This is a genomic window from Frankia sp. CpI1-P (assembly GCF_001421075.1).
In the GTDB taxonomy this organism is placed as follows: Bacteria; Actinomycetota; Actinomycetes; order Frankiales; family Frankiaceae; genus Frankia; species Frankia torreyi.
In genome coordinates this window covers 98,917-119,771 of record NZ_LJJX01000017.1, presented here as the reverse complement: position 1 = coordinate 119,771, position 20,855 = coordinate 98,917, and the positions used below count along the sequence as shown (strand labels likewise).

The window sequence follows — 20,855 nt, the reverse complement described above, 5'->3', positions numbered from 1 at the left end:
TCCCGGAGCCGGGTGGTCAGCGCCAGGCGGCGGTGATGGTGGGGGAGGGCACCACGAAGGCGATGTTGCGCATGGTGTAGCGCACGACATGTTCGGCGTACTCGTACGGGTCGCCCGCGATGCAGTCCGGCGGGACGACGACGGTGTAGCCGAGGTTCATCGCCTCGATCGCGGTCCCCAGGACCGCGATGTTCAACGAGACGCCGGTGACGATCAGGGTGGTGACCTTCGTGTTGCGCAGGTACTGGTCGAGGCCGGTGGCGAAGAAACCGGTGAGGCCCTGCTCCCGGCGGAACACGACATCCTCCGGGCGCGGCGCGATCTGGGGCATCACCGGGCCCTGGCCCCCGGTGGTGCCGGCGGCCGACGACGCCCGCAGGTTCACGAACGTGTTGTGCGCGAAGCCGAAGCCGTCGGGGCGCCGTTCGTCGGTGCAGTAGTAGATCCGCACGCCCACCTTGCGGCCCGCGTCGAACAGCGCGGACAGGTTGTCGAGCAGGCCGGTACGCCGGGCGGACTCGGCGAGGCCGGGCAGTAACGGTCGGTCGCCGAGGAGGTTCTCCTGGCATTCCATGTTCACGATGGCGGTGGTGGCCGGGTTCAGGTGCGGTGTCACGTCGAGAGGCATGGTCCGCACGCTACCCGGCACCGCCCGCCCCGGTCGTGGTTCGTTGCTCGGCGTCGGCGTCGAGCAACGAACCCCGGAACCACGGACCTGCGGAACCACGGACCTGCGGGGCGGACGCGCCTGGCTCAGGCCTTGGCCTGCGCGTCCGACCGGGCGGGGTTGGCCTGGTGCGCGGCCTTCGGATCGGTCTGGTGCTGCTTGGCCCGCACGCCCGCCTCGATCCGGCCGCCGAGCTCCTTGTCGACGTTGCGCCAGTACTCGAAGGCACGCTCGANGACCGGCTCGCTGACACCGTTGAGCAGGTGGCCGACGATGTTGTCGACCAGTCGCTGGCGGGCGGCGTCGTCGAGGACCTCGCGGACCATGGTGGCGGCCTGGCCCCAGTCGTCGTCATCGGGCCGCAGGGTGTAGGCGGTGCGCACCATCTCGCCGTCGGCGTGCCAGCGGCCGCCGTCGTCGGTCAGCTCCGGCTGGGCCGCCGGGCCGCCGTACGAATTGGGCGCGTACACCGGGTCGCTGACGTTCTGCACCCGCATCGCGCCGTCCTTGGAGTAGCTGTGGACGGGGACCTTCGGCGAGTTCACCGGGATCTGCTTGTAGTTCACCCCGAGCCGGGCACGGTGGGCATCGGCGTAGCTGAACCCGCGGGCCAGCAGCATCTTGTCGGGGGACAGGCCGGTGCCGGCGACGAGGTTGTTGGGCTCGAAGGCGGCCTGCTCGATCTCGGTGTGGTAGTCGCTGACGTTGCGGTTGAGGGTGAGGCGGCCGACCTCGTGCAGCGGGTAGTCGCCGTGCGGCCACACCTTGGTCAGGTCGAACGGGTTGAAGTGGTAGGTCTTCGCGTCCTCGAACGGCATGATCTGCATCTTCAGCGTCCAGCTCGGGAACTCCCCGTCCCGGATGTGCTCGTACAGGTCACGCTGGTGGTAGTCGGTGTCGATCGCCGCCATCTGGTCGGCCTCGTCCTGGGTGAAGAACTCGATGCCCTGGTCGGTCTTGAAGTGGTACTTCACCCAGAACTGCTCGCCGGCCGCGTTGATCCACATGTAGGTGTGGCTGGAGTAGCCGTTCATGTGCCGCCACGTGCGCGGGATACCGCGGTCGCCCATCAGCCAGGTGACCTGGTGGGCGGATTCCGGCGACAGCGTCCAGAAATCCCACTGCATGTCGTGGTCGCGCAGGTTGTTGTCGGCGCGTCGCTTCTGCGACCGGATGAAGTGCTGGAACTTCAGCGGGTCCCGGATGAAGAACACCGGCGTGTTGTTGCCGACGATGTCGAGGTTGCCCGCGCTGGTGTAGAACTTCACCGCGAAGCCGCGGGGGTCGCGCCAGGTGTCGGGGGAGCCCCGCTCGCCGGCCACGGTGGAGAACCGGATGAGCACGTCCGTCTGGGCGCCCGGCTGGAACACCGCCGCCCGGGTGAAGGCGCTGACGTCGCGGGTCACCTCGAAGGTGCCGAACGCGCCGCCGCCCTTGGCGTGCGGCTGGCGCTCCGGGATGNGTTCCCGGTTGAAGTTCGCCATCTGCTCCAGCAGATAGTGGTCTTGCAGTAGCAGTGGGCCGTCCGGCCCGACGGTCAACGAGTGTTCGTCGCTGGCGACGGGCACTCCGGCGTCGGTCGTCGTCGGACGGGTCTCGTAGGTGGTCACAACGTCCTCCTCGCCTTACCGTGCAGGGACACCATCCGATCTGCAGCTACGGCACACGGCCCGGCTACCCGGCCGCGGGCGCGACAAACCAGAACGACCACGCCGTCTCGATGATCGGCCCGCCGTGGCCGTGGGCGGCGGTCCCCTCAGCCGGCCTGGGCTTCGAGCAGGGCCAGGGTGTCGAGGTCGGCGGTCGCGACGGAGAAGCGTCCGATCATCGTGTGGTTGTCCTGCCCCCAGTGGTCCTTGGTACCCATCCAGGCCTGCAACCCGTACATGGCCCACCGCCGGTACTGCTCCCAGATCGCGTCCGCGGTCGGCACGTCACGCGCGCCCGTGGCCAGCAGCGCCTCCCGGTAGCGGACCAGCAGCTCGCGCTCGTGGGCGCGGCGCTCCTCCACGGTGAGCGCGCCGACCATGAAGTAGCTGACGTCGCGCCAGGCGTGCCCCTTGCGGACCATCTGCCAGTCCAGCCAGATGCGGTGGCCGTCCGGGCGCAGGTAGGTGTTGCCGAGGTAGGCGTCGCCGTGCACGATCGTGCGCGGCCCGGTCTGCTCGCGGGCGTACTCGTTGAGCAGGTCGTAGGCGCGCAGGAAGCGCTGCGGGTCGGCGACCATCCAGGCCGGCAGCCGTTCGATGTAGACGTCGCGGCCGAGGTTCTCCTCGACCAGCCACCACATGATGCGGGCCTGGTCGCAGTCACCGCGCGTGTCCATCGAGGTGGGCAGCCAGCTCGCCGCGTCGAGCCGGGGGCTCGCCCAGTAGCTGCCGTGCAGGACGGCCATGTCGTCGAGCGCCCGGCCGACCGCGTCGACGCCGATGTGCTGGTAGCTGTTGCCGAACTCGCCGCCGAGCTCGATGAGGTCCTCGAGGACCGCCAGCCCCTGGCCGCTGCCGTCGGGATCCCAGTCGGCGTAGTAGAACCGCGGCGCCGGGATCCGGGTGCCCTCGACCAGCTCGTGGTAGAAGCGCGCCTCCACCTGGCAGATGTCCATGGGGTTCGCGCGGCCGGTGAAGTTCGCCTTGAGGCACAGGTGCTCGGGCAGGCCCGCCCGCCGGCCGACCTCGTTGTAGGTGACGGCGACCCGCCCCTTCGTGGTGTGCGTGCTGCGCAGCTCCACCGTTCGCAGGTCGGTCACCTCGATGCCCGGGTAGCGGTTGGCCAGCATCGCGCCTAACCAGGGCGCCGTGACCTCGTCCCAGCGCATCGGCATCGGCGCCGGCCGGGCGTACGGGCCGTAGCTGGCCAGCTCCGTGACGTCGGGCCGCCAGGGCTGGGCGGAGGGCAGGCTCGGGCTGTTCGACACGCGGCGACTCCCGTCGTTCACACTCGGCGACGACGCCCGCCCTGTGCGGGCACTGGCGCCGGTGGCAGATTGTGTCAGCCTTGCCCGCGACGCGCCTGTTCACGTGGAACGCTCGGCTCGGCGGGGATCAACCTTTTCTCTGGCACCGGGTGCCACTAGAGTTCTGGGCGTCCGGCCCCGGGAGGCCGGGTCGGTGGGCGCTGGCCCGCCCCGGCCGTGGAGGGCTCTGGCTGCATGGACAGGATCGTCATCGTGGGGGCGGGGCTCGCCGGCGGGCGGGCGGCGGTGGAGCTGCGCGCGCAGGGGTTCACCGGGAGCATCGTGCTGCTGGGCGCGGAGGAGCACCCGCCCTACGACCGGCCGCCGCTGTCCAAGGGCGTGCTGTCGGGCCGGACCGAGGAGACCACCCTGCCGCTCGACCTCGGCGGCGTGGAGGTCCAGCTCGGCCGGCGGGCCACCGGGCTGCGGCCCGGGGTCGTGGAGACGGACGCCGGCCCGGTCGCCTACGACGGGCTGGTGCTCGCTACCGGGGCCGCGCCGGTGACCCTGCCGGGCGACGGGCCGCAGCGGGTGCTGCGCACCATCGACGACGCCCGGGCGCTGCGCGACGCGCTCAAGCCCGGCGTCCGGCTGGTCGTGGTGGGTGCGGGGTGGATCGGCGCGGAGGTCGCGACGATCGCGGCGAAGATCGGCGCCGAGGTGACGGTGATCGAGGCGGCCGCGTCGCCGTTGCAGGTGGCGCTCGGCGGCGAGGTCGGCGGGCAGACGGTCGCCTGGTACGCCGAGGCGGGCGTGGACCTGCGCCTCGGGGTGTCGGTGCGCGAGATCGGCCCCCAGGAGCTGGTGCTCGGCGACGGTGCGGTGCTGCCGGCCGACGAGGTCGTCGTCGGGGTGGGCGTGCGTCCGGACACCGCGTGGCTCGCCGAGTCCGGTCTCGTCCTCGACCGTGGGGTCGTCGCCGACGAGCATCTCGCCGCCTCCTGGGACGCGGGGTCGGATGGTCCGCCCGTGGTAGTGGTCGGGGACTGCGCGGCGTGGTGGTCGCGGCGCTACGACCGGCGGCTGCGGGTGGAGCACTGGGACTGCGCGCAGGGCAGCCCCGCGGTCGCCGCCACCACGCTGCTCGGGGGCGAGGCGGTCTACGACCCGGTGCCCTACTTCTGGTCGGAGCAGTTCGGCCGGATGGTGCAGGTCGTCGGGCTGGCGGGGGCGGGGGACACGCTGGTGTGGCGGGGGGATCCCGGCGCCGTCGCGGCGCCGGAGGCCAAGCGGGCGCCCGGCTGGTCCGTCGGCTGGTTCGCCCCCGACGGCCGCCTGTCCGCGATCGCGACCGTCAACCGCCCGATGGACGCCGTCGCCGCCCGCCGGCTGATCGCCGCCGACGCGGTCGTGGACGCCGCGCGGTTCACCGACCTCGCCGTCGCCCTCAAGGACCTCGCCGTCACCGCCTGACCATTTCGTCGGGATAATGCGCAGAGCGACTGTTTGTTCAGGGATACGGCGGACGAGAGGCACGGGGCTGGCGTGGGTGAGGTGCAGGATCGTGACGATTCCGGGCAGTGGTGGAACAGCGTGGTCGAGATCGACCGGGCGCCGATCGATCTGAAGACCGATCAGCCGCACTCGGCCCGCATCTACGACTACTTCCTGGGCGGGAAGGACAACTTCCCGGCGGACCGCGCCGCCGCCGAGCAGGCGCTGATCGGTTTCCCGACGGCCCGGACCGGTGCCCGGGAGAACCGGGCCTTCCTGCGGCGGGTGACCCGCTTCCTCGCGGCGCAGCGAGGGATCACGCAGTTCCTCGACATCGGCACCGGCATCCCCACGTCCCCGAACCTGCACGAGATCGCCCAGGGCATCGCCGCCGACGCGCGGATCGTGTATGCCGACAACGATCCGATCGTGCTCGCGCACGCCCGCGCCCTGCTCGCCANCACGCCGCAGGGCCGGACCGCCTACATCGACGCGGACCTGCGGGAGCCGGAGGCGATTCTCGCCTCCACCGAGCTGCGGGACACCCTCGACCTGACCCGCCCGGTGGGGCTGTCGCTGATCGCGGTCTTCCACTTCATCCCCGACGAGGCCGACCCGTACGGGATCGCCGCCCGGCTGCTCGACGCGCTGCCCGCCGGCAGCTACCTCGCCCTGTCGCACGCCACCGCCGACTTCGACCCCGGCGCCGAGGAGCTGGCCGCGACCTACCGGGCGCGCGGCGTGTCGATGACCATGCGCGCCCGGCCGGCGGTGGAGCGGTTCTTCGCCGGGCTGGAGCTCGTCGAGCCGGGCGTGGTGGCCGCCCAGCGCTGGCGCCCGGATGACCCGACCCTCGGAGGAGTGGCCGACGCCGAGGTCAGCGGCTACGGCGGTCTGGCTCGCAAGCCCTGAGGCCGGCGCGCCACTGCCAGGGCCGGCCCCCTCCGCGTCCGAGGGTGTGATCAGCCGACGAGAACCGACGGGCCGCCGGACGGTATGCCGCCGCCGGCGGCGTTCCAGGTGTTCATGGCGATTTCGTAATGGTGGCCGGGCGTCAGGTCGTCGACGTGGGCCGAGGTGCCTCGCACGCCGAAGGTCATGACGTACGCGCCGGCGGTGTCGTCGTCGAACACGAGCAGGCCGTAGCGATCGATCGTGTCGGTGTAGGGACCCGTCGGAGCGGTCCACGTGACATCGACGCCGGTCGGGGTGCCGTGGGTGGCGATGTCGCTCGGTGGTGGCGCGGTCTGTGGGTGGGCGGTCGCGGAGACGGTCGCCGACCAGTCGGAGGTGCGGGCATCGCCGTTCCAGGTGCGGACCTGGTACTCCCACTGCTGGCCGTCGGTCGTCCAGGTGGTGTCGTACCGGTTCGCCGCGAGTTGCACCTCGTTCCAGTCCGCGGCGCCGCCGGCGCGTACCCGGATGGTGTACCCGAGGGCGCCGAACACGGGATCCCAGGTGGCGGTGACACCGAGGGGACTCGACTCGGCCGTGACGTTCGAGGGGACGGGGGTGGGGCGGGTCGGCACCTGGGCGGGGACGGCGGGCACGCTGGCGCCGAGGCCGTAGCTGTCGTGCAGGGTTTCCTCGAAGGCGTGGGCGAGCTGGTATTCGCCGAGGGCGTTGGGGTGCAGCCCGTCGTAGCCGGCCGGGCAGCTGTCCGTGCCGCACTGGTAGGTGGTGCTCCAGTCGACCAGCTCGACCCGCGAGGCGGCGGTGGACCAGGTGGGGACCGCGTCTGCGAGCAGGCCGTCGTACCTGGTGGTGTTGGTGACCAGGTCCGGGCGGCCGATGTCGCTGCGCTGGGGGACGTCGGCAAGTGCGAAGTCGATACCCGGCTTGGCGGCGCGGGCCTCGTCGACCAGCGTCTTCATGCTGTCGAGGGTGCCGTCGGCGTCGCTGGCGAACCAGCCCATGTCGTTGAAACCGAGCGCGACCAGTACCAGATCGGGCTGATAGGTCGCCACTTCCTGGCGGATGAGAGTCTTGTCCTGGGCGATCTGGCGGCCCCAGGCGGCGAAATGGTCGCTGTCGAATGTCCCGACCCCTGCAGCGTACTGGCCGGATGCCCCCGAGGCATCCCCGCCGGAGGAACCTTCCGGGGAATCCGGGGGCGGTGGATTCTGGGCGGTGCCCGCCGAGTCGGATCCCAGCAGCGGAGGTGGGGTGGGCGGTGAAGGCGCCTGCGGTGGCTTGGTGCCGGAGTAGGGACCGACGAAGTCGACCGTGACGTCGTTGGCCGCGAACCACTGCCACAACCGGTAACGCCAGGTGTAGTCGCCCTCGGCACCCTGGGACAGCGAGTCGCCCACCACCATGACCTTCACGGAGTCCGCCGGCCAGTCGGTGGGTCTGGTGATGGCGTTGAAGGCGTCCTCGAAGGCGGCGCCGACGAGATCGGCGAATCTCTGGAGGTTGTTTTTGATCGAATCCAGGGCGTTGAGCGCGGTCTGGCCGGCCCAGCTCTTCATCGTGGTTGCCATGTTCCCCACCCAGGTGGAGAACTTCTCGTACAGCGGGCGCATCTGTTCCTTGGCGAATTTGTTGAGCCCCTTCTCCCACGCGGTCGCGCCGAGCGCCACCGCCGTGGCGGCGGNCAGCGCCTTCGCCCACTCACCCGGGTCCGTCTGCTTGCCGTCGACGAAGATGACGAATGCCTGATAGATCATCGTGCCGGTGAAGCCGCCCAGGGCCGCGCAGACCGGGCCGGCCAGCGCCGCGCCCACGCTGAAGAAGGCGTAGCAGGAAATGCGGACCGCGAGGGCGCTGAGGATGCCGACGGCCTGCGCGATCATCCGTAGCCACCAGGTGATCTGAGTGCTGACCTCGTTCTTCGGTATGGTCAGACGGAGACCGGTGTCGGTGACGGTCACGCTGCCGTCGAAGTCCACCCACGGGTCGGGTATCTCGTTGAGCGGTACCCCGAGGCGATACGCGTCGAAGTCCGTCCTGATGGCGTCGCTCAGGCGTGCGCTCTGCCCGTCGATCTGGTTCACCCATTGCTGAAGGAGACTCGTGTCGTAGTCTCCGTCCATGTCCAGGTCGATCTGCAGCGAACTGTCGTCCTCGCTGACCTGGGGGGCNGCGATTGCGGCGTCGGCTCGTGGCTGCATCGGCGGTCCCGGCACCACGCGGTCCGGAATCCTGCCGGCCACCAGCAGAAGCACGCACAGGGCGGCTAATCCCGGTACCGAGAAACAGGTTCTCCTGATCATGGCATCCGTTCCCGTCGATTGATGACGTCGTCAGCTATACCGGTATGCATAGTCCGGACGCAAGCGAAGGAAAGGAGTATCGGGTCCGGCGTGGTTCACTCATGCGGCNCACGGGAGGTGACCGTCCGGTGACCCACTGGTGTTCCGGTCCAGGTTATGGTGCGACAATCGCGCGATCGTCAGGCGAGGGTGACCGGGAGCTCGATGGGAAGAAACACAATGCCGAGGGTTTCGGTCGGTAAGCGATCGCCGCCCGGCCGAGGCGACCCTCGACGNCGTGGCCGGCGCCGAGGTCAGCGGCCATGGCGGTCCGGTTCGCGGACCCCGGGACGGTGCGCGGGCGCGCGGAACTTCCTATTGCCCGATCGGGAGGGGGCCGGCCGGGCCTGCGGCGGCCGGGGGGCGGGTGACGATGGGCCCGCCGAGGTCGCTGGCCTCGCCGAGGTAACCGACGTGCCCGCGGAGGCAGCGCATGAGTTCCCCCGTCCTCGATCTTCCCCGGGCCGCAGACCCCGCCGGGAACCCCGCCTCGTACCCCGCCGTGGACCCCGACGAGTACATCGCCGCCCTGATGCGCTGGCACTTCACCGCGTCGACGGGCAGCCCGTTCTGGCTGCGCCGGGCGCGCAGCCTCGAGTTCGACCCGATCGCGGACGTGCGCACCTTCGCCGACCTGCGGCTGTTCCCGAACGTCGTCGACGAGTTCCGAGACGTGCCCGTCGAGGACCTGATCCCGCNCGGGCTCACCGGCGAGGACCGGGTGATCGCCGGCGTCTACGAGAGCGGCGGGACCACCGGGTCGCCGAAGCGGTTCGTCATGTTCGACCGCTGGATGGAGTTCGCGCTCGGCTGGGACGAGTTCCACTACGCCGCTCTCGGGCCGGCGAACGTGCTGGCCGTCGCCCCCAGCGGCCCGCACATGTTCGGTGCGTTCGCCGCGCGCCGCGCGCGGCGCCACGACGGCGTGCGGTTCACCGTCGATCTCGACCCGCGGTGGATCAAGCGGCTCATCGAGCGTGACGGGCCCGGCGCGGCGGACCTCTACGCCGAGCACATCATCGACCAGGCGGCGCACATCCTGACCACCCAGGCGGTGGGCATCCTCATCACCACGCCCCCGCTGCTCGAACGGATGGCGCGCCGCGACGACCTCGTCGCGCTGATCCGCAAGAACGTCCGGTTCATCTGCTGGAGCGGCGCCCACATGGACNCCGACTCCCGGGAGATCTTCCAGACGGAGGTCTTCCCCGGCATCCCGCTCAAGGGCCTGTACGGCAGCACCACCATCCTCGGGATGTCCCGGGAACGCCCGGGGGAGGGGCTCGACGGCCTCGCGCTGTTCGACTCGCCGAGCCCGTACATCGCGTTCCGGGTCGTCGATCCCGCCACCGGCGACGACGTGAACCTCGGTGAACGCGGCCAGGTGGTGATGAACCACCTGACGAAGTACGCCCTGATCCCGAACAACCTCGAACGCGACCANGCCCTCGCGGTCGAACCGCCCCCCGGCTGGTTGGNCTGCTCGGTGGCCGACGTCGGCCCGGTCGCCACGTTCGACGATCACGCCGTCATCGAGGGGGTCTACTGATGGCCGAGTTCCTCCACATCGACGCGCTCGGGCCCACCGGGCCCTACCGCAGCCGCAACCGCCGGCCGCTGACCTCGCTGGCCGGCACCCCGATCGGCGAGATCAGCCAGGTGCCGTCGCTCTACGTGCGCCGCACCATCGCGGCGATGCGCGCCGCCCCGGTGCTGGCGGGCGCGCAGCGTCTCGACGCCCTGGACGCCGCTGCCGAGCTGTTCGCGACCGCGCCCCTCGGCGGCCTCGGGCCGGACGAGTACGTGCGGCTGGTCTCGACCGCGTCGGGGGTGCCGCGCGCGGTGGTGCGCCAGTCGGTCGACTGGATCGTCGACGTGCTGCGCTCGCAGCGCACCACGGTCGAGCTGGCGATGCCGCGGGGCGCCGTCGGCGACTGGCGCGACGAGCGGACCAGGGCGGGCTCGGCGGTGTGGGCACGGCGCGGCGAGGTGTTCGCGGTGCACGCGGCCGGCAACACCCCGGCGGTGCACGGGCTGTGGCCGGAGGCGCTCGCCCTGGGCTACAAGGTGGTGGTGCGCCCGTCCACCCGCGAGCCGTACACGGCGTTGCGGCTGGTGGAGGCCCTGCGCCAGGCCGGCTTCCCGCCCGCGACCCTGACCCTGCTGCCCACCGACCACGACGTCGCCGACGTGATCATCGCCGAGGCCGACTACGCGATCGTCTACGGCGGCCAGGACGTCGTCGACAAGTACAGCGCCATCCCCACCGTGCTCACCCAGGGCCCGGGGCGCTCGAAGATCCTCGTCACGGCGGACGTCGACTGGCGGGAGAAGATCGACATCATCGCCGACTCGGTCAGCCACCTCGGCGGGACGGCCTGCACCTGCGCGAGCGCGGTGCTCGTCGAGGGTGACCCGGAACCGCTGGCCCGCGCGCTCGCCGAGCGGCTGGGGCGGATCCCGAGCCTGCCGGCCGACCATCCCGACGCCACTCTCACCGTGGCGCCGACCGCGTCGGTGGTCGAGGTCGACCAGTACCTGCACAAGGTCGCCGGGGACGCCCGGCCGCTGCTCGGCGGCGACACCATCGTCGACGAGCTGCCCTCCGGCGGTGCGGTGCTGCGGCCGGCCGTGCACCTGGTCGACTCGAGCGGCGCGGCGCAGCTCGGCGTCGAACTTCCCTTTCCCTGCGTCTGGGTCGGGCCGTGGCAGTCGGCGGACGGGATCGCCCCGCTGCGCGACTCGCTCGTCCTCACCGCGATGACCACCCGCGCCGAGCTGATCGACGCACTGCTCGACGAACCGTCGATCATCAATCTCTATCTCGGCGACAATCCCACCACCTGGCTGCGCCCGGGAATTCCACACGACGGGTATCTCGGCGAGGTTCTCATGCGCACCAAGGGAATGATCCGCACGGCGGTCGGACCCGCGGCGGCCTGACCCGTCGGCGCGAACAGCGCGAACAGCGCGATCCGCGTCGCTGTTCCGGTGGCGTCGCCGGCTCTGGCGACCGGCGGCGCCACCACCACTTCAGCCCGCCGACCTCAGGCCGCGGCGGTCAGCAGGCAGGTGCAGCTTCCATGCGCGACGAGCTTGCCGGCGGAATTCGTGACCTGGGCCTCGGCCGTCGCCGTCCGGCGCCCCACGTGAACCGTCCGGCCGACGCATTCCAGCGCCGCCGCGTCGAGATTCACCGACCGCACGAAATTCACCTTCAGCTCCAACGTCGTGTAAAACAGGTCGGCCGGCAGGCTCGTGTACACGGCGCTGCCCATCGCCGTGTCCATCAGCGTCGCGATGACGCCNCCGTGCACCGTGAACATCGCGTTGGCCGCAGCCGGCGACGGTTGCAGCGTCCAGACCGTCCGCCCCACCTCGAGGGTCCGCACCCGAACGCCCAGTGAGTGGCCCACGCCGACCCCCTCCGCGAGGCCGTGTTCCAGCAGTACGCGAAGATCGTCGATGCGCTTGGCGACCTCGGCCTGCGCGCTGATGCCGTTGTGCTCCACCGCTGCACCTCTCTGTTTCGGACGGGGTTCTGTTCCGGACGGGGTCGAATATCCGGACACGTTATCCGCATCGATGGACCCGTGTCGCCGAGTCGCGGCCGCGGCGTGCGGGCCACGTGGNAAACAACGGCCGAACTCGCGTCGACTCCGCGGGGTTGATGTTCGGAATATCCGGTGAACCGCGATAACCTGCCTCCTCGTATTTCTCTCGCGGTAACCTTCGGCCGATTCGTCCTGCTTATTGTCCCCGGCGATGGATCGATTGGAGAGATGGCTCTTTCGTTGACCCGCCGGCGTCGGATTGTCAGGCTTGCGGAGGCGACATCGAGCGGTCCGGAAGACCGGTCGAAAGGCTCCGCCGCCGTCCGGCCGGACCGGGAGTTTCCCCGGCCGCCTGTTGTTTCCCGCCTTCGTGCGACCACGTCCGNCCACCGCACCTGACACCTGCACCGCACCTGACACCTGCACCGCACCGGACACCTGCCCAGAACGGGAGAGCATCTGATGCGAGGCACGACGCTGCCCGGCGCCCTCGACGAGGCGGCCGCGACCGGGCCCGACATCGCCGTGAGCTTCCCCTCCTCGGCCGAGCGGCTCACCCTGACCGCGCTCGCCGCGCGTACGACCGCGCTCGCCCGCGCCCTGGTCGCCGAGGGCGTGGCGCCCGGGGAGCGGATCGGGGTGTTCAGCCGGAACAACGCCGACTTCATGACCGCGGTCATCGCGGTCGGCCGGGCCGGCGCCGCCGCCTGCCCGCTGCCGCTGCCGACCTCGGCGGGCGACCTCGCCGGCTACGCCGCCCGAATCGCCGCCGTGACGAGCGCGGCCGGCGTCGGGCGTGTGCTGGTCGGGGCGGGGGCCGACGGCCTGACCCGCCGGCTCGCGCCGGTGCTGCCCGCGCTGCGGTTCGACGGCATCGCCGGGCTCGTCCGATCGGCCCGCGACGGCGTGGCGCTGCCGGACGTGTCGCCGTCCGACCTGGCGATCGTCCAGTTCACCTCGGGCAGCACCGCCGTGCCCAAGGGCGTCGTGCTGACCCACCGCAACGTCGTGCACGGCACCGCGGCCATCGCCGACGGCATCGGGCTGGGGGTCGGCGACCACGGCGCCACCTGGCTGCCGCTCTACCACGACATGGGCCTGTTCGGCGCGCTGAGCGCGATCCTCACCGCGGTGCCGATGACGATCTGGTCGCCGTCGACGTTCATCAAGGATCCGGCGTCCTGGCTGCGCTCGTTCGCCGAGATCGGCGCCACCGTCGCCCCGTCGCCGAACTTCGGCTACGACGCCCTGCTGGCGGCGGTCGACCCGGCCGAGGTCGCGGGCCTGGACCTGCGCCGCTGGCGGGTGGCGCTCAACGGCGCGGAGCCGGTGAGCCCGGTCACCGTGCAACGTTTCGGCGCGCACTTCGCCCCGGCCGGGTTCGCCCCCGAGGCGATGTTCCCCGTCTACGGGATGGCCGAGGCGACCCTCGCCGTGACCTTCCCGCCCCTGGGCCGGCCGCCGGTGACGACCTGGGTCGACCGCGACCGGCTGGCCCGTGACGGCGTCGCGGTGCCGGCGCCCGCCGGCGACGCCGGGGCCCGCGGGCTGGTCGGCGTCGGGCGGCCGGTGCGGGGGATGCGCCTGCGGATCGTCGACGGCCGCCGTCGCGCCGTCCCCGACGGGACCGTCGGGGAGATCGAGATTGCCGGCGACGCGGTCACCGCCGGCTACCTCACCGCCGGCGGCCCGCCGACGGCGCTCGAAGCCGACCCGGCGGGCGAGCGGTGGCTGCCGACCGGCGACCTCGGCTTCCTCGCCGCCGGCGAGCTGCACGTCAGCGGCCGGCGCAAGGAGATGATCATCGTTCGCGGGGTGAACTACTACCCCGAGGACGCCGAGGCCCTCGTCCGCGACGCCCCGGGGGTGTACCGCCGCCGGTGCGTCGCCGTCGCCGACACCGACGACTCCGGGGCCGGTGCCGAGTCGCTGACCGTGATCGCCGAGACCACCCTCGACGACGCCGCCGACCGGATTCGGCTGGCCGCCGACCTGCGGGTCGCCGTCGGGTCCGCGCTCGGACTGGCCGAGGTGTCGGTGCGCCTGGTGGCCCCCGACGCCCTCCCGCGGACCTCGAGCGGGAAGTTCCGCCGCGCCGAGGCCCGTGACCTCGCCCGCCAGTGATCCCGACGGAGGTAGGACCGACATGCACGGCTACGACGTCTTCCGCCACTACGAGCAGAAGCGCTGGACCCTCGCCGAACTGCCGTTCGACGACATCGACCGCGACCGCGTGCGACCCGAGTACGTCACGATGGTCAAGAGCTCCGTGATGGGGGAGGCCAACTCGATCGCCGCCCAGCACGGTTTCCTCAACGAGTTCGACGACTACGACTTCTCGACCTTCGTCGCCGTCTGGGGCTACGAGGAGCTGCAGCACCACTTCGCGTTCCGGACCTGGCTGGACGCGGTCGGCGTGGCGATGCCCGCCGCCCCCGTCCAGGCGATGCGCGCGCCCTACGCGCCCGGCACCACGCCGAGCGCGACGCTCGCCACGAACATCATCTCCGAGCTGACGGTGAACCACGTCTACCGGTCCGTGGCCGCCTGGGTCGACGAGCCGGTCCTGCGCTCGCTGATGCTGCGCGCCAGCCGGGACGAGGCCGGCCACGCCCGCGAGTTCCTGCACTACGCGCGCCGGCGCCTGGCGGCGTACCCCGACGAGCTGCCCTCGGTGCTGGAGACGCTGTACGTCTACACCTCCGAGGCGCGGATCAAGCATCCGGTCGGGGTGTTCAAGAGCGGGCTGGCCGAGGTCGCGAACCACGAGACCATCGACACCGCGTTCGACATGTTCCTCGCGGGCATCGCCACCGAGGGCGAGCTCGACCGACTCCAGGACAACATCCGCCGGGCCTTCGCCGCGCTGACCGGACTGGACCTGAGCACCAACGGCCGCGTCCGCCGGCGTCTCGCCGAGGCGCTGGCGTGACCGCCCCGGAGCTGCCCTGGGCGGTCCTGGCGGACTACCGCTGCTTCGGCTGTTCGCCGCACAACCCCCACGGCCTCGCGCTTGAGTTCGCCGAGCACCCCGAGGGCCTGCAGACCACCTTCGACCTTGGCCGCAGCTACGAGTCGTACCCGGGGGTCGTCCACGGNGGACTGCTCGGCGTCGTCTGCGACGAGACGATGGGCAACCTCATCGTCGTGCGCACCGGGCTGGTGGCCTTCACCGTCAGCATGCGGACGCGCTACCTCGCCCCGGTCGCCACCGGGCGCAGCTACACCTGCGTGGCCCGCCTCGGCGCCGGCAGCGCCGGTGGGGCCGGTGGGGCCGGTGGGGCCGCCGGCTCGCCCCTGATCAGCGCGACCGCGGAGATCATCGACGCCGACGGCGTCGGAGTCGTGAGCGCGTCCGCGACCTACCGCAACGTCCCCTTCGGTACCGCCCGGGAGCGCATCGCCCTGACCAACCCCGAGGCCGACCGACTCCACCAGGCGCTGTCCCCCACTCCGGCGCCGCTCCCCACTCCGGCGCTGTCCACCGCCCCGGCGCCGTCCAGCACCCCGGACGGCCCCGTCCCCGTTGAGGAGACCCTGTGACCACCGACGCTGACGGCATCCTCCGGCAGATCACCGAAATCGTCGCCCGGGAACTCGCCGTGCCCGCCGAGTCCCTCGCCGCCGACACCGACCTGCGCGCCATCGAGGGCGCCGACTCCGTCCGGCTGCTGCGGGTCGTCGCCAAGGTCGAGCAGACCTGGGACATCGAGCTCGACGACGAGGACGTCTTCACCGTCTCCTCCGTCGCGGAGCTGGCCGGCGTCGTCCGCGAGGCGCTGCAGGTGAAGGCCGCGTGACCACCTCCGCCGAGCTCGCCGCCGCCCCGTCCGCGCCCGCGGGCGAGACCAACCAGCACTACGACCTCGACCCGGAGATCTTCGGGCTGTTCCTCGACCCGCTGCGCAAGTACTCCTCCGGGCTCTACCGGCGTCCCGGGCTCACCCTCGCCGAGGCGCAGGTCGCCAAGCTGCACTTCGTCGCGGACCGGCTCCGACTGGCCCCCGGGCAGCGGCTGCTCGACGTCGGCTGCGGCTGGGGATCGCTGATCCTGTTCATGGCGCGGGAGTACCGCGCCGAGGTGACCGGGGTCAGCCCGGCCGGGCGCCAGCACGAGTTCATCGCCGCCCGCGCCGCGCAGCTGGGCCTGACCGATCTCGTCTCCACCCGCGTCGGGAAGTTCGCCGACGTGGAGCTCCCGGCGCGCTCGTTCGACGCGGTCACCATGCTCGGCTCGATCGTCCACATGCCCGACGTCGACGCCGCGGTGCGCCGCGCCCGGTCCATGCTGCGCCGCGGCGGCCACTTCTACGTCTCGGAGAGCTGCTTTCGCAACGCCGCGGCCCGTGAGGAGTTCGACCGCCGCGCCGGCACCGAGTTCGTGCGTAACTCGATCTTCGGCTGGGGTGACATGCGGCCGCTGTCGGAGCTGGTGCGCGCGGTCGAGGACGCCGGCTTCTCGGTGACGAGCGTCGACGACCTCACCGACGACTACCGCCGCACGATCGACGACTGGCTGGAGCGCGTCGCCGCCGGCGCGGCCGCGATCGACGAGCTGCGCCCGGGCACGTCGGCGGAGCTGACCCGCTACCTGGAGGTAGCGAACGCCGGGTGGGGCTTCACGACCAAGCACTACGCCCTGGTCTGCCGCAACGCCCGCTGACCGGAGGAACGATGACGACCACGAGCGACCCCCACCCGACGATCCCGGCGATCCCCGCCCGGTCGGTCGGACTGCCCGCCGAGGACCTCGACCGGGCGGTCACCGCCTTCATGGCCGCCTCCCCGGTGACCCGCCGGTGGGACGTCGAGACCGCCTTCGACTGGGCGGCGGCCGACGCCGACCGGCTCACCGAGGGCCAGCGTTCCGCCGTCCGGTTCATCACGTTCATCGAGGATCACCTGCCNGGCTACTTCGCCCTCTACGGCAGCCGGTTCCCGCTCGACGGCGACGTCGACGTCGAGACGTTCCTGCTCAACCGCGAGATCTACCACTTTACGGTGCGCTGGGCGCAGGAGGAGGACAGCCACGCCCGCGCCCTGTTCCGCTACCAGGTGGAGTCGGGCATCGCGCAGCCGGCGGCCCTGCGCCGCGAACTCGCCGAGGAGGGGCGCAAGCAGTTCGCGCTGCCCCACGAGCACCCGGCCGCGCTGTTCGCCTACACGCTCGTGCAGGAGAAGGCCACCCAGATCTACTACCAGAACCTGNGGGCCGTCGTCGGTGACCCGGTGCTCGCCGAGGTCCTGGGCCGGCTCAGCCGCGACGAGGCCCGCCACTTCACGTTCATGGCCGACATGGTCGACCTCTACCTGCGCCGCTACGGCGACGCCGTCGTCGAACCGATCCGCGAGGCGGTGGCGCAGTTCCGGATGCCGCTGGCGGACACGCTGCGCGGCTACTNGCGCTGGGCGCTGCGGATCGCCGACACCGCCCACTACGACCACACCGAGGCCTACGACCACCTCGTCCGGGTCGTGCGCCGCGCGGTGGACGCGCCGTCCGACCGCGTCGACGAACTGGCCAGGTNCGTGCGGGCCTGCCGCGCGACGGATCCGACCCCCGCGCCGCGCTGACCGCCTCCGCCCGCCGTCCCCACCCCAGGAGCCCGCCGTGGACATCGGCACCGACACGTCTCCCGTCCTGGCCGCCGGTACCGCGACGGCCCTGACCCCGCCGGCGGATCTCACCGTGGACCAGGCGGCGCTGAACATCTTCGACCCCGCCTGGCATCACGACACCTTCCCCAACTACCAGGTCCTGCGCGAGGCCGGTCCGTTCGCGCCCGGCCCGCTGGGCCTGCGGCTGGTGACCCGCTACCGGGAGGTCGAGGCGATCCTGCAGGACTCGGCGTGGAGCCACGCCGAGGAAGGCGAGATCATGCATCCCGACAGCGACGGATCGGACCTGCCGACGTCGTTCCTGTGGATGGAACCGCCGGACCATACCCGGATCCGCCGGCTGGTCGGCAAGGCGTTCAGCGCGCGGCGGATCGAGGGGCTGCGCGCGCGGGTCACCGAGGTCGCGGGCGGGCTCGTCGACGCCGCGATCGCCGCGGGCGAGGCCGACCTGGTCGAGGCGATCGCCTACCCGCTGCCGCTGACGATGATCGCCGAGCTGATGGGCGTGCCGGCGGCCGACCACGCGGCGGTGCGATCGATGTCCTTCGGGCTCGCCCGCGGACTGGACCCCGACATCCTGCTGTCCCAGGCCGAGATCGACCTGCGGCGCGACTCGGCCGCGGCGTTCCGGGAGTACTTCACCGATCTCGTCGCCCGCCGGCGTGCCGACCCGGCCGACGACCTCGTCAGCGCGCTGGCCCTGGCGGAGGCCGAGGGCGATCGGCTGACCAGCGACGAGATGCTCGCGACCCTGGTGGTGCTGCTCGTCGCCGGCCACGAGACCACGGTGAGCCTGATCTCCAGCACGTTCCTGATGCTGATGCGCAACCCCGACCAGTACGCGGCGCTGCGGGCGGACCCGGACCTGGCCGCNCCGGCCGTGGACGAGCTGATGCGCTACTGCACCCCCTCGCACCTCACGACCCGGGTCGCCACCCGCGACGTCGAGGTGCTCGGCGAGCGGTTCACCGCGGGCGACGGGGTGATCATCCTGCTCGCGTCGGCGAACCGCGACGCCGAGCTCTACGCCGACCCCGAGCGGCTCGACCTCGCCCGGTACGCGGGCGGCGGCGCGGTGCCCCGCCATCTCGCCTTCGGCCGCGGGCACCATTACTGCATCGGCGCACCGATGGTGCGTCTGGAGATGGAACTGCTGCTGCGGACGTTGGCGCTGCGCGCACCCCGGCTGACGCCGCTGGTCGACCCGCCGCCCTACCGTCCCAACCTCGTCGTGCGTGGCATCGCGGAGCTGCCGGTGCGGATCGACAGCTGAGTCCTCCAGCGCCGGCCAGCCGGGTGTGGCGGGGCTCACGCCGCTCGGCAGGCGTCCGACACTCCGGTGACTTGCGGCGGGAAGGTGCGGTTCACCAGAGGTTATCTGGCACCGTTAGGCTTGCGCTCGACGCCCCTGTGGAGGTGGCAATGGAGTTGCGGCACCTGGTGTCCTTCCTTGCTATCGCGGACGAGCTGCATTTCGGCCGCGCTGCCGCTCGACTACATCTTTCGCAGCCATCCCTGAGTCAACAACTACAACGACTGGAACGAAGTCTCGGTGTCGAGCTGGTGGCCCGGACGTCCCATGATGTCCGGCTCACCGCCGCCGGAAAGGCCTTCGAGGCCGAGGCGCGGGCCATCATCTCGCAGATGCGCAAGGCCACCCACACCGCCCGCGAGGTCGCGGCCGGCCGGACCGGGGTGGTGAGCGTCGGGTACAACTTCCCCGGCGGTCAGCACGTCGTCCCGGCCGCGCTCACGAAGATGTCGGCCGAATATCCCGACGTCAGCGTCACGCTGGTGGAGCAGCGCACCGGTCCACAGCTTTCCGCGCTTGCCGCCGGCGATCTCGACATCGCCATCGTCTACGGTCGTCCGACCTCGCCCGAGTTCCGCTCCCGGCGACTTTTCCGGGTGCCGCTCGTCGCGGTCGTCGGCCATGGGCACACGTGGGCGGGGCGCGGTGGCATTCCCTTCGGGGAGCTTGCCCGCCAGCAGTGCGTCCTGTTCGCCCGGGAGAAGAGCCCGGCGATGTACGACGCGATCCAGGCGGCCGCCGAGGCCAGCGGCATCACCCTGTCGGTCGCCCACGAGGTGGACGACCCGAGCGCGACCACCATCATCGTGTCGGTGAAACCGCTGGTCGGGTTCGCCTCGGCGTCGCGCGGGCTGAACATCGGCTCCGCGGTCGGGGGCCCGCGGCCGGCCGCGGTCCAGCTCTACGACCCGGTACCCACCCTGGATCTCTACGTGGTCTGGCGGGCGGCGAATTCGGCGCCGTTGGTGGACATCTTCGTCGACTGTATCGAGGCGGCCCGGCCTTTCCAGGTTCCAGCATACGGTCACGCCGAATCAAGAGTGAGGCGATAGGAAAGGCCGACCGTTCATTCAGGGAAAGCGCCTTGCCGCGTTCTCGGAATAATCCGAGACTCGGGCGTGAAATGCTGGAACGCACTTCACCGTGCGGATGGCTGCGTCCGCGCCACGCGGAAAGGTGATGACACGTGCAGAAATCCACCTCGGCCGGCGGCCCCGTCCTGCCGGACGACCAGGGACTCTGGTCCGTGGTCGACGGGGGCGCCCAGGCGCATCCCGAGCGGCCCCTGCTGGGCCGCACCGACCTTCCCGGCGAGGCGATCCACGAGATCAGCAGCGGCGAGTTCGCCGACCAGGCCCGGACGGTGGCGGCCGAGCTGCTGGCCCTCGGAGTCGCGCACGGCGACCGGGTCGCCATCATGGGGCGCACCGACTATCCCTGGGCGCTGCTGAGCGTCGCCGCCCTCGGTGTCGGCGCGGTGATCGTCCCCGTGTACCCGACGGCGTCGGCGGTGCAGGTCCGCCACGTCCTGACCGACTCCGGCGCCGCGTGGGCGTTCGCCGAGACCGACGAGCAGGTGCGGCAGGTCAGCGAGGCCGGCGCCGCCGGGCTGCGCCGCCCGGCGTGGCCCCTGGAACAGGTCGACGACTGGGTGGCCGCGGCGGCGGGCTCGACCGCTGTTGCTGCCGCTACCCCTGTTGCTGCCGCTATCGCTGCCGATACCGCTGCCGCTACCGACGCCGGGGCACGGCGGGCCGCGCTCGACGAGGAGTTCGCCCAGCGGGCCGGCAAGGTCCGCGCCGACGACCTGGCGATGATCATCTACACCAGCGGCACCACGGGCCTGCCGAAGGGCTGCATGCTCACCCACCGCAACATGTTCGCCTCCTCGGCGGGCACGGTGGAGCAGACCGGCGAGCTGTTCCGCACCGCCGAGCAGGGCCCGCAGGCCACTGTGCAGGCCACCACGGCGCAGGCCACGGTGCAGGCCACCACGGCGCTGTGCCTGCCGCTGTCGCACGTGTTCGGCCAGACGATCCTGTTCGCCTGCCTGTACGCN

General features: G+C 71.6%; 14 protein-coding genes and 14 pseudogenes. 20 read left to right on the top strand and 8 right to left on the bottom strand.

Features of this window, described 5'->3' with window-relative positions:
* Nucleotides 1–16: 16 nt before the first annotated feature.
* The 5 genes and pseudogenes from FF86_RS13875 to FF86_RS13865 form a co-directional block, all read right to left on the bottom strand.
* A complete protein-coding gene (locus tag FF86_RS13875; RefSeq protein ID WP_044887900.1) occupies nucleotides 17–628 on the bottom strand; it encodes a cysteine hydrolase in 612 nt (203 codons plus the stop codon).
* A gap of 125 nt (nucleotides 629–753) precedes the next feature.
* Nucleotides 754–902 (bottom strand): annotated as a pseudogene (locus FF86_RS62385) (hypothetical protein); the annotation flags it as partial.
* Between the two features lies 1 nt (nucleotide 903).
* Nucleotides 904–2,128: pseudogene (locus FF86_RS13870) on the bottom strand (catalase); the annotation flags it as partial.
* Nucleotide 2,129: 1 nt separating this feature from the next.
* Nucleotides 2,130–2,277: catalase (locus FF86_RS48095; RefSeq protein WP_242418736.1), on the bottom strand; the 148-nt coding region annotated here is incomplete at its 3' end.
* 146 nt (nucleotides 2,278–2,423) lie between these two features.
* Complete coding sequence (locus FF86_RS13865; protein WP_242418731.1) at nucleotides 2,424–3,584, bottom strand: phosphotransferase family protein; 1,161 nt, start codon at nucleotides 3,582–3,584, stop codon at nucleotides 2,424–2,426.
* A gap of 234 nt (nucleotides 3,585–3,818) precedes the next feature.
* Here FF86_RS13865 and FF86_RS13860 point away from each other — a divergent pair, with 234 nt between their 5' ends.
* From FF86_RS13860 to FF86_RS48085, 3 genes and pseudogenes are all read left to right on the top strand, one after another.
* A complete protein-coding gene (locus tag FF86_RS13860) occupies nucleotides 3,819–5,036 on the top strand; it encodes an NAD(P)/FAD-dependent oxidoreductase (RefSeq protein ID WP_055410276.1) in 1,218 nt (405 codons plus the stop codon).
* A 72-nt stretch (nucleotides 5,037–5,108) separates the two neighbouring features.
* Nucleotides 5,109–5,517 (top strand): annotated as a pseudogene (locus tag FF86_RS48090) (SAM-dependent methyltransferase); the annotation flags it as partial.
* Nucleotide 5,518: 1 nt separating this feature from the next.
* Nucleotides 5,519–5,969, top strand: a 451-nt coding sequence (locus FF86_RS48085) for an SAM-dependent methyltransferase (protein ID WP_242418730.1), incomplete at its 5' end; no start/stop codon positions are given.
* A 50-nt stretch (nucleotides 5,970–6,019) separates the two neighbouring features.
* Here the strand turns inward: FF86_RS48085 and FF86_RS66195 are convergent.
* Complete coding sequence (locus FF86_RS66195) at nucleotides 6,020–7,375, bottom strand: GDSL-type esterase/lipase family protein (RefSeq protein WP_396229870.1); 1,356 nt, start codon at nucleotides 7,373–7,375, stop codon at nucleotides 6,020–6,022.
* 1,369 nt (nucleotides 7,376–8,744) lie between these two features.
* On the opposite strand from FF86_RS66195, the pseudogene FF86_RS66190 reads away from it, so the two are divergent.
* From FF86_RS66190 to FF86_RS13840, 4 genes and pseudogenes are all read left to right on the top strand, one after another.
* Nucleotides 8,745–9,009 (top strand): annotated as a pseudogene (locus FF86_RS66190) (phenazine antibiotic biosynthesis protein); the annotation flags it as partial.
* 1 nt (nucleotide 9,010) lies between these two features.
* Nucleotides 9,011–9,482 (top strand): annotated as a pseudogene (locus tag FF86_RS66185) (phenazine antibiotic biosynthesis protein); the annotation flags it as partial.
* Nucleotide 9,483: 1 nt separating this feature from the next.
* Nucleotides 9,484–9,754 (top strand): annotated as a pseudogene (locus FF86_RS66180) (phenazine antibiotic biosynthesis protein); the annotation flags it as partial.
* A 105-nt stretch (nucleotides 9,755–9,859) separates the two neighbouring features.
* Nucleotides 9,860–11,254, top strand: coding sequence for an aldehyde dehydrogenase family protein (locus FF86_RS13840; protein ID WP_044887886.1), 1,395 nt, complete (start codon nucleotides 9,860–9,862; stop codon nucleotides 11,252–11,254).
* Between the two features lie 104 nt (nucleotides 11,255–11,358).
* Here the strand turns inward: FF86_RS13840 and FF86_RS48065 are convergent.
* Nucleotides 11,359–11,619 (bottom strand): annotated as a pseudogene (locus FF86_RS48065) (PaaI family thioesterase); the annotation flags it as partial.
* Nucleotide 11,620: 1 nt separating this feature from the next.
* Nucleotides 11,621–11,727: pseudogene (locus FF86_RS64105) on the bottom strand (phenylacetic acid degradation protein); the annotation flags it as partial.
* 600 nt (nucleotides 11,728–12,327) lie between these two features.
* Here FF86_RS64105 and FF86_RS13830 point away from each other — a divergent pair.
* From FF86_RS13830 to FF86_RS48025, 13 genes and pseudogenes are all read left to right on the top strand, one after another.
* A complete protein-coding gene (locus FF86_RS13830) occupies nucleotides 12,328–13,989 on the top strand; it encodes an AMP-binding protein (RefSeq protein ID WP_044887888.1) in 1,662 nt (553 codons plus the stop codon).
* A 22-nt stretch (nucleotides 13,990–14,011) separates the two neighbouring features.
* Nucleotides 14,012–14,797 (top strand): ferritin-like domain-containing protein, encoded by a 786-nt coding sequence (locus tag FF86_RS13825; protein WP_044887889.1) that lies wholly within the window; start codon nucleotides 14,012–14,014, stop codon nucleotides 14,795–14,797.
* Between the two features lie 167 nt (nucleotides 14,798–14,964).
* Nucleotides 14,965–15,408: PaaI family thioesterase (locus FF86_RS13820; protein ID WP_242418729.1), on the top strand; the 444-nt coding region annotated here is incomplete at its 5' end.
* Nucleotides 15,405–15,665, top strand: a complete 261-nt coding sequence (locus FF86_RS13815; RefSeq protein WP_044887891.1) for an acyl carrier protein — start codon at nucleotides 15,405–15,407, stop codon at nucleotides 15,663–15,665. The genes FF86_RS13820 and FF86_RS13815, both read left to right, overlap by 4 nt.
* A complete protein-coding gene (locus FF86_RS13810; protein WP_044887892.1) occupies nucleotides 15,662–16,528 on the top strand; it encodes a cyclopropane-fatty-acyl-phospholipid synthase family protein in 867 nt (288 codons plus the stop codon). The genes FF86_RS13815 and FF86_RS13810 overlap by 4 nt, the downstream gene beginning before the upstream one ends.
* Before the next feature lie 11 nt (nucleotides 16,529–16,539).
* Nucleotides 16,540–16,772, top strand: a pseudogene (locus FF86_RS48055) (acyl-ACP desaturase); the annotation flags it as partial.
* A gap of 1 nt (nucleotide 16,773) precedes the next feature.
* Nucleotides 16,774–17,073 (top strand): annotated as a pseudogene (locus tag FF86_RS48050) (acyl-ACP desaturase); the annotation flags it as partial.
* A 1-nt stretch (nucleotide 17,074) separates the two neighbouring features.
* Nucleotides 17,075–17,266 (top strand): annotated as a pseudogene (locus FF86_RS48045) (acyl-ACP desaturase); the annotation flags it as partial.
* Between the two features lies 1 nt (nucleotide 17,267).
* A pseudogene (locus FF86_RS48040) lies at nucleotides 17,268–17,392 on the top strand (acyl-ACP desaturase); the annotation flags it as partial.
* A gap of 351 nt (nucleotides 17,393–17,743) precedes the next feature.
* A pseudogene (locus FF86_RS64100) lies at nucleotides 17,744–18,357 on the top strand (cytochrome P450); the annotation flags it as partial.
* Nucleotide 18,358: 1 nt separating this feature from the next.
* The coding region (locus FF86_RS48030; protein WP_242418728.1) for a cytochrome P450 at nucleotides 18,359–18,757 on the top strand (399 nt) is incomplete at its 5' end.
* A gap of 149 nt (nucleotides 18,758–18,906) precedes the next feature.
* Complete coding sequence (locus FF86_RS13795) at nucleotides 18,907–19,848, top strand: LysR family transcriptional regulator (protein WP_044887894.1); 942 nt, start codon at nucleotides 18,907–18,909, stop codon at nucleotides 19,846–19,848.
* A 134-nt stretch (nucleotides 19,849–19,982) separates the two neighbouring features.
* Nucleotides 19,983–20,854: pseudogene (locus tag FF86_RS48025) on the top strand (AMP-binding protein); the annotation flags it as partial.
* Between the last annotated feature and the right edge of the window lies 1 nt (nucleotide 20,855).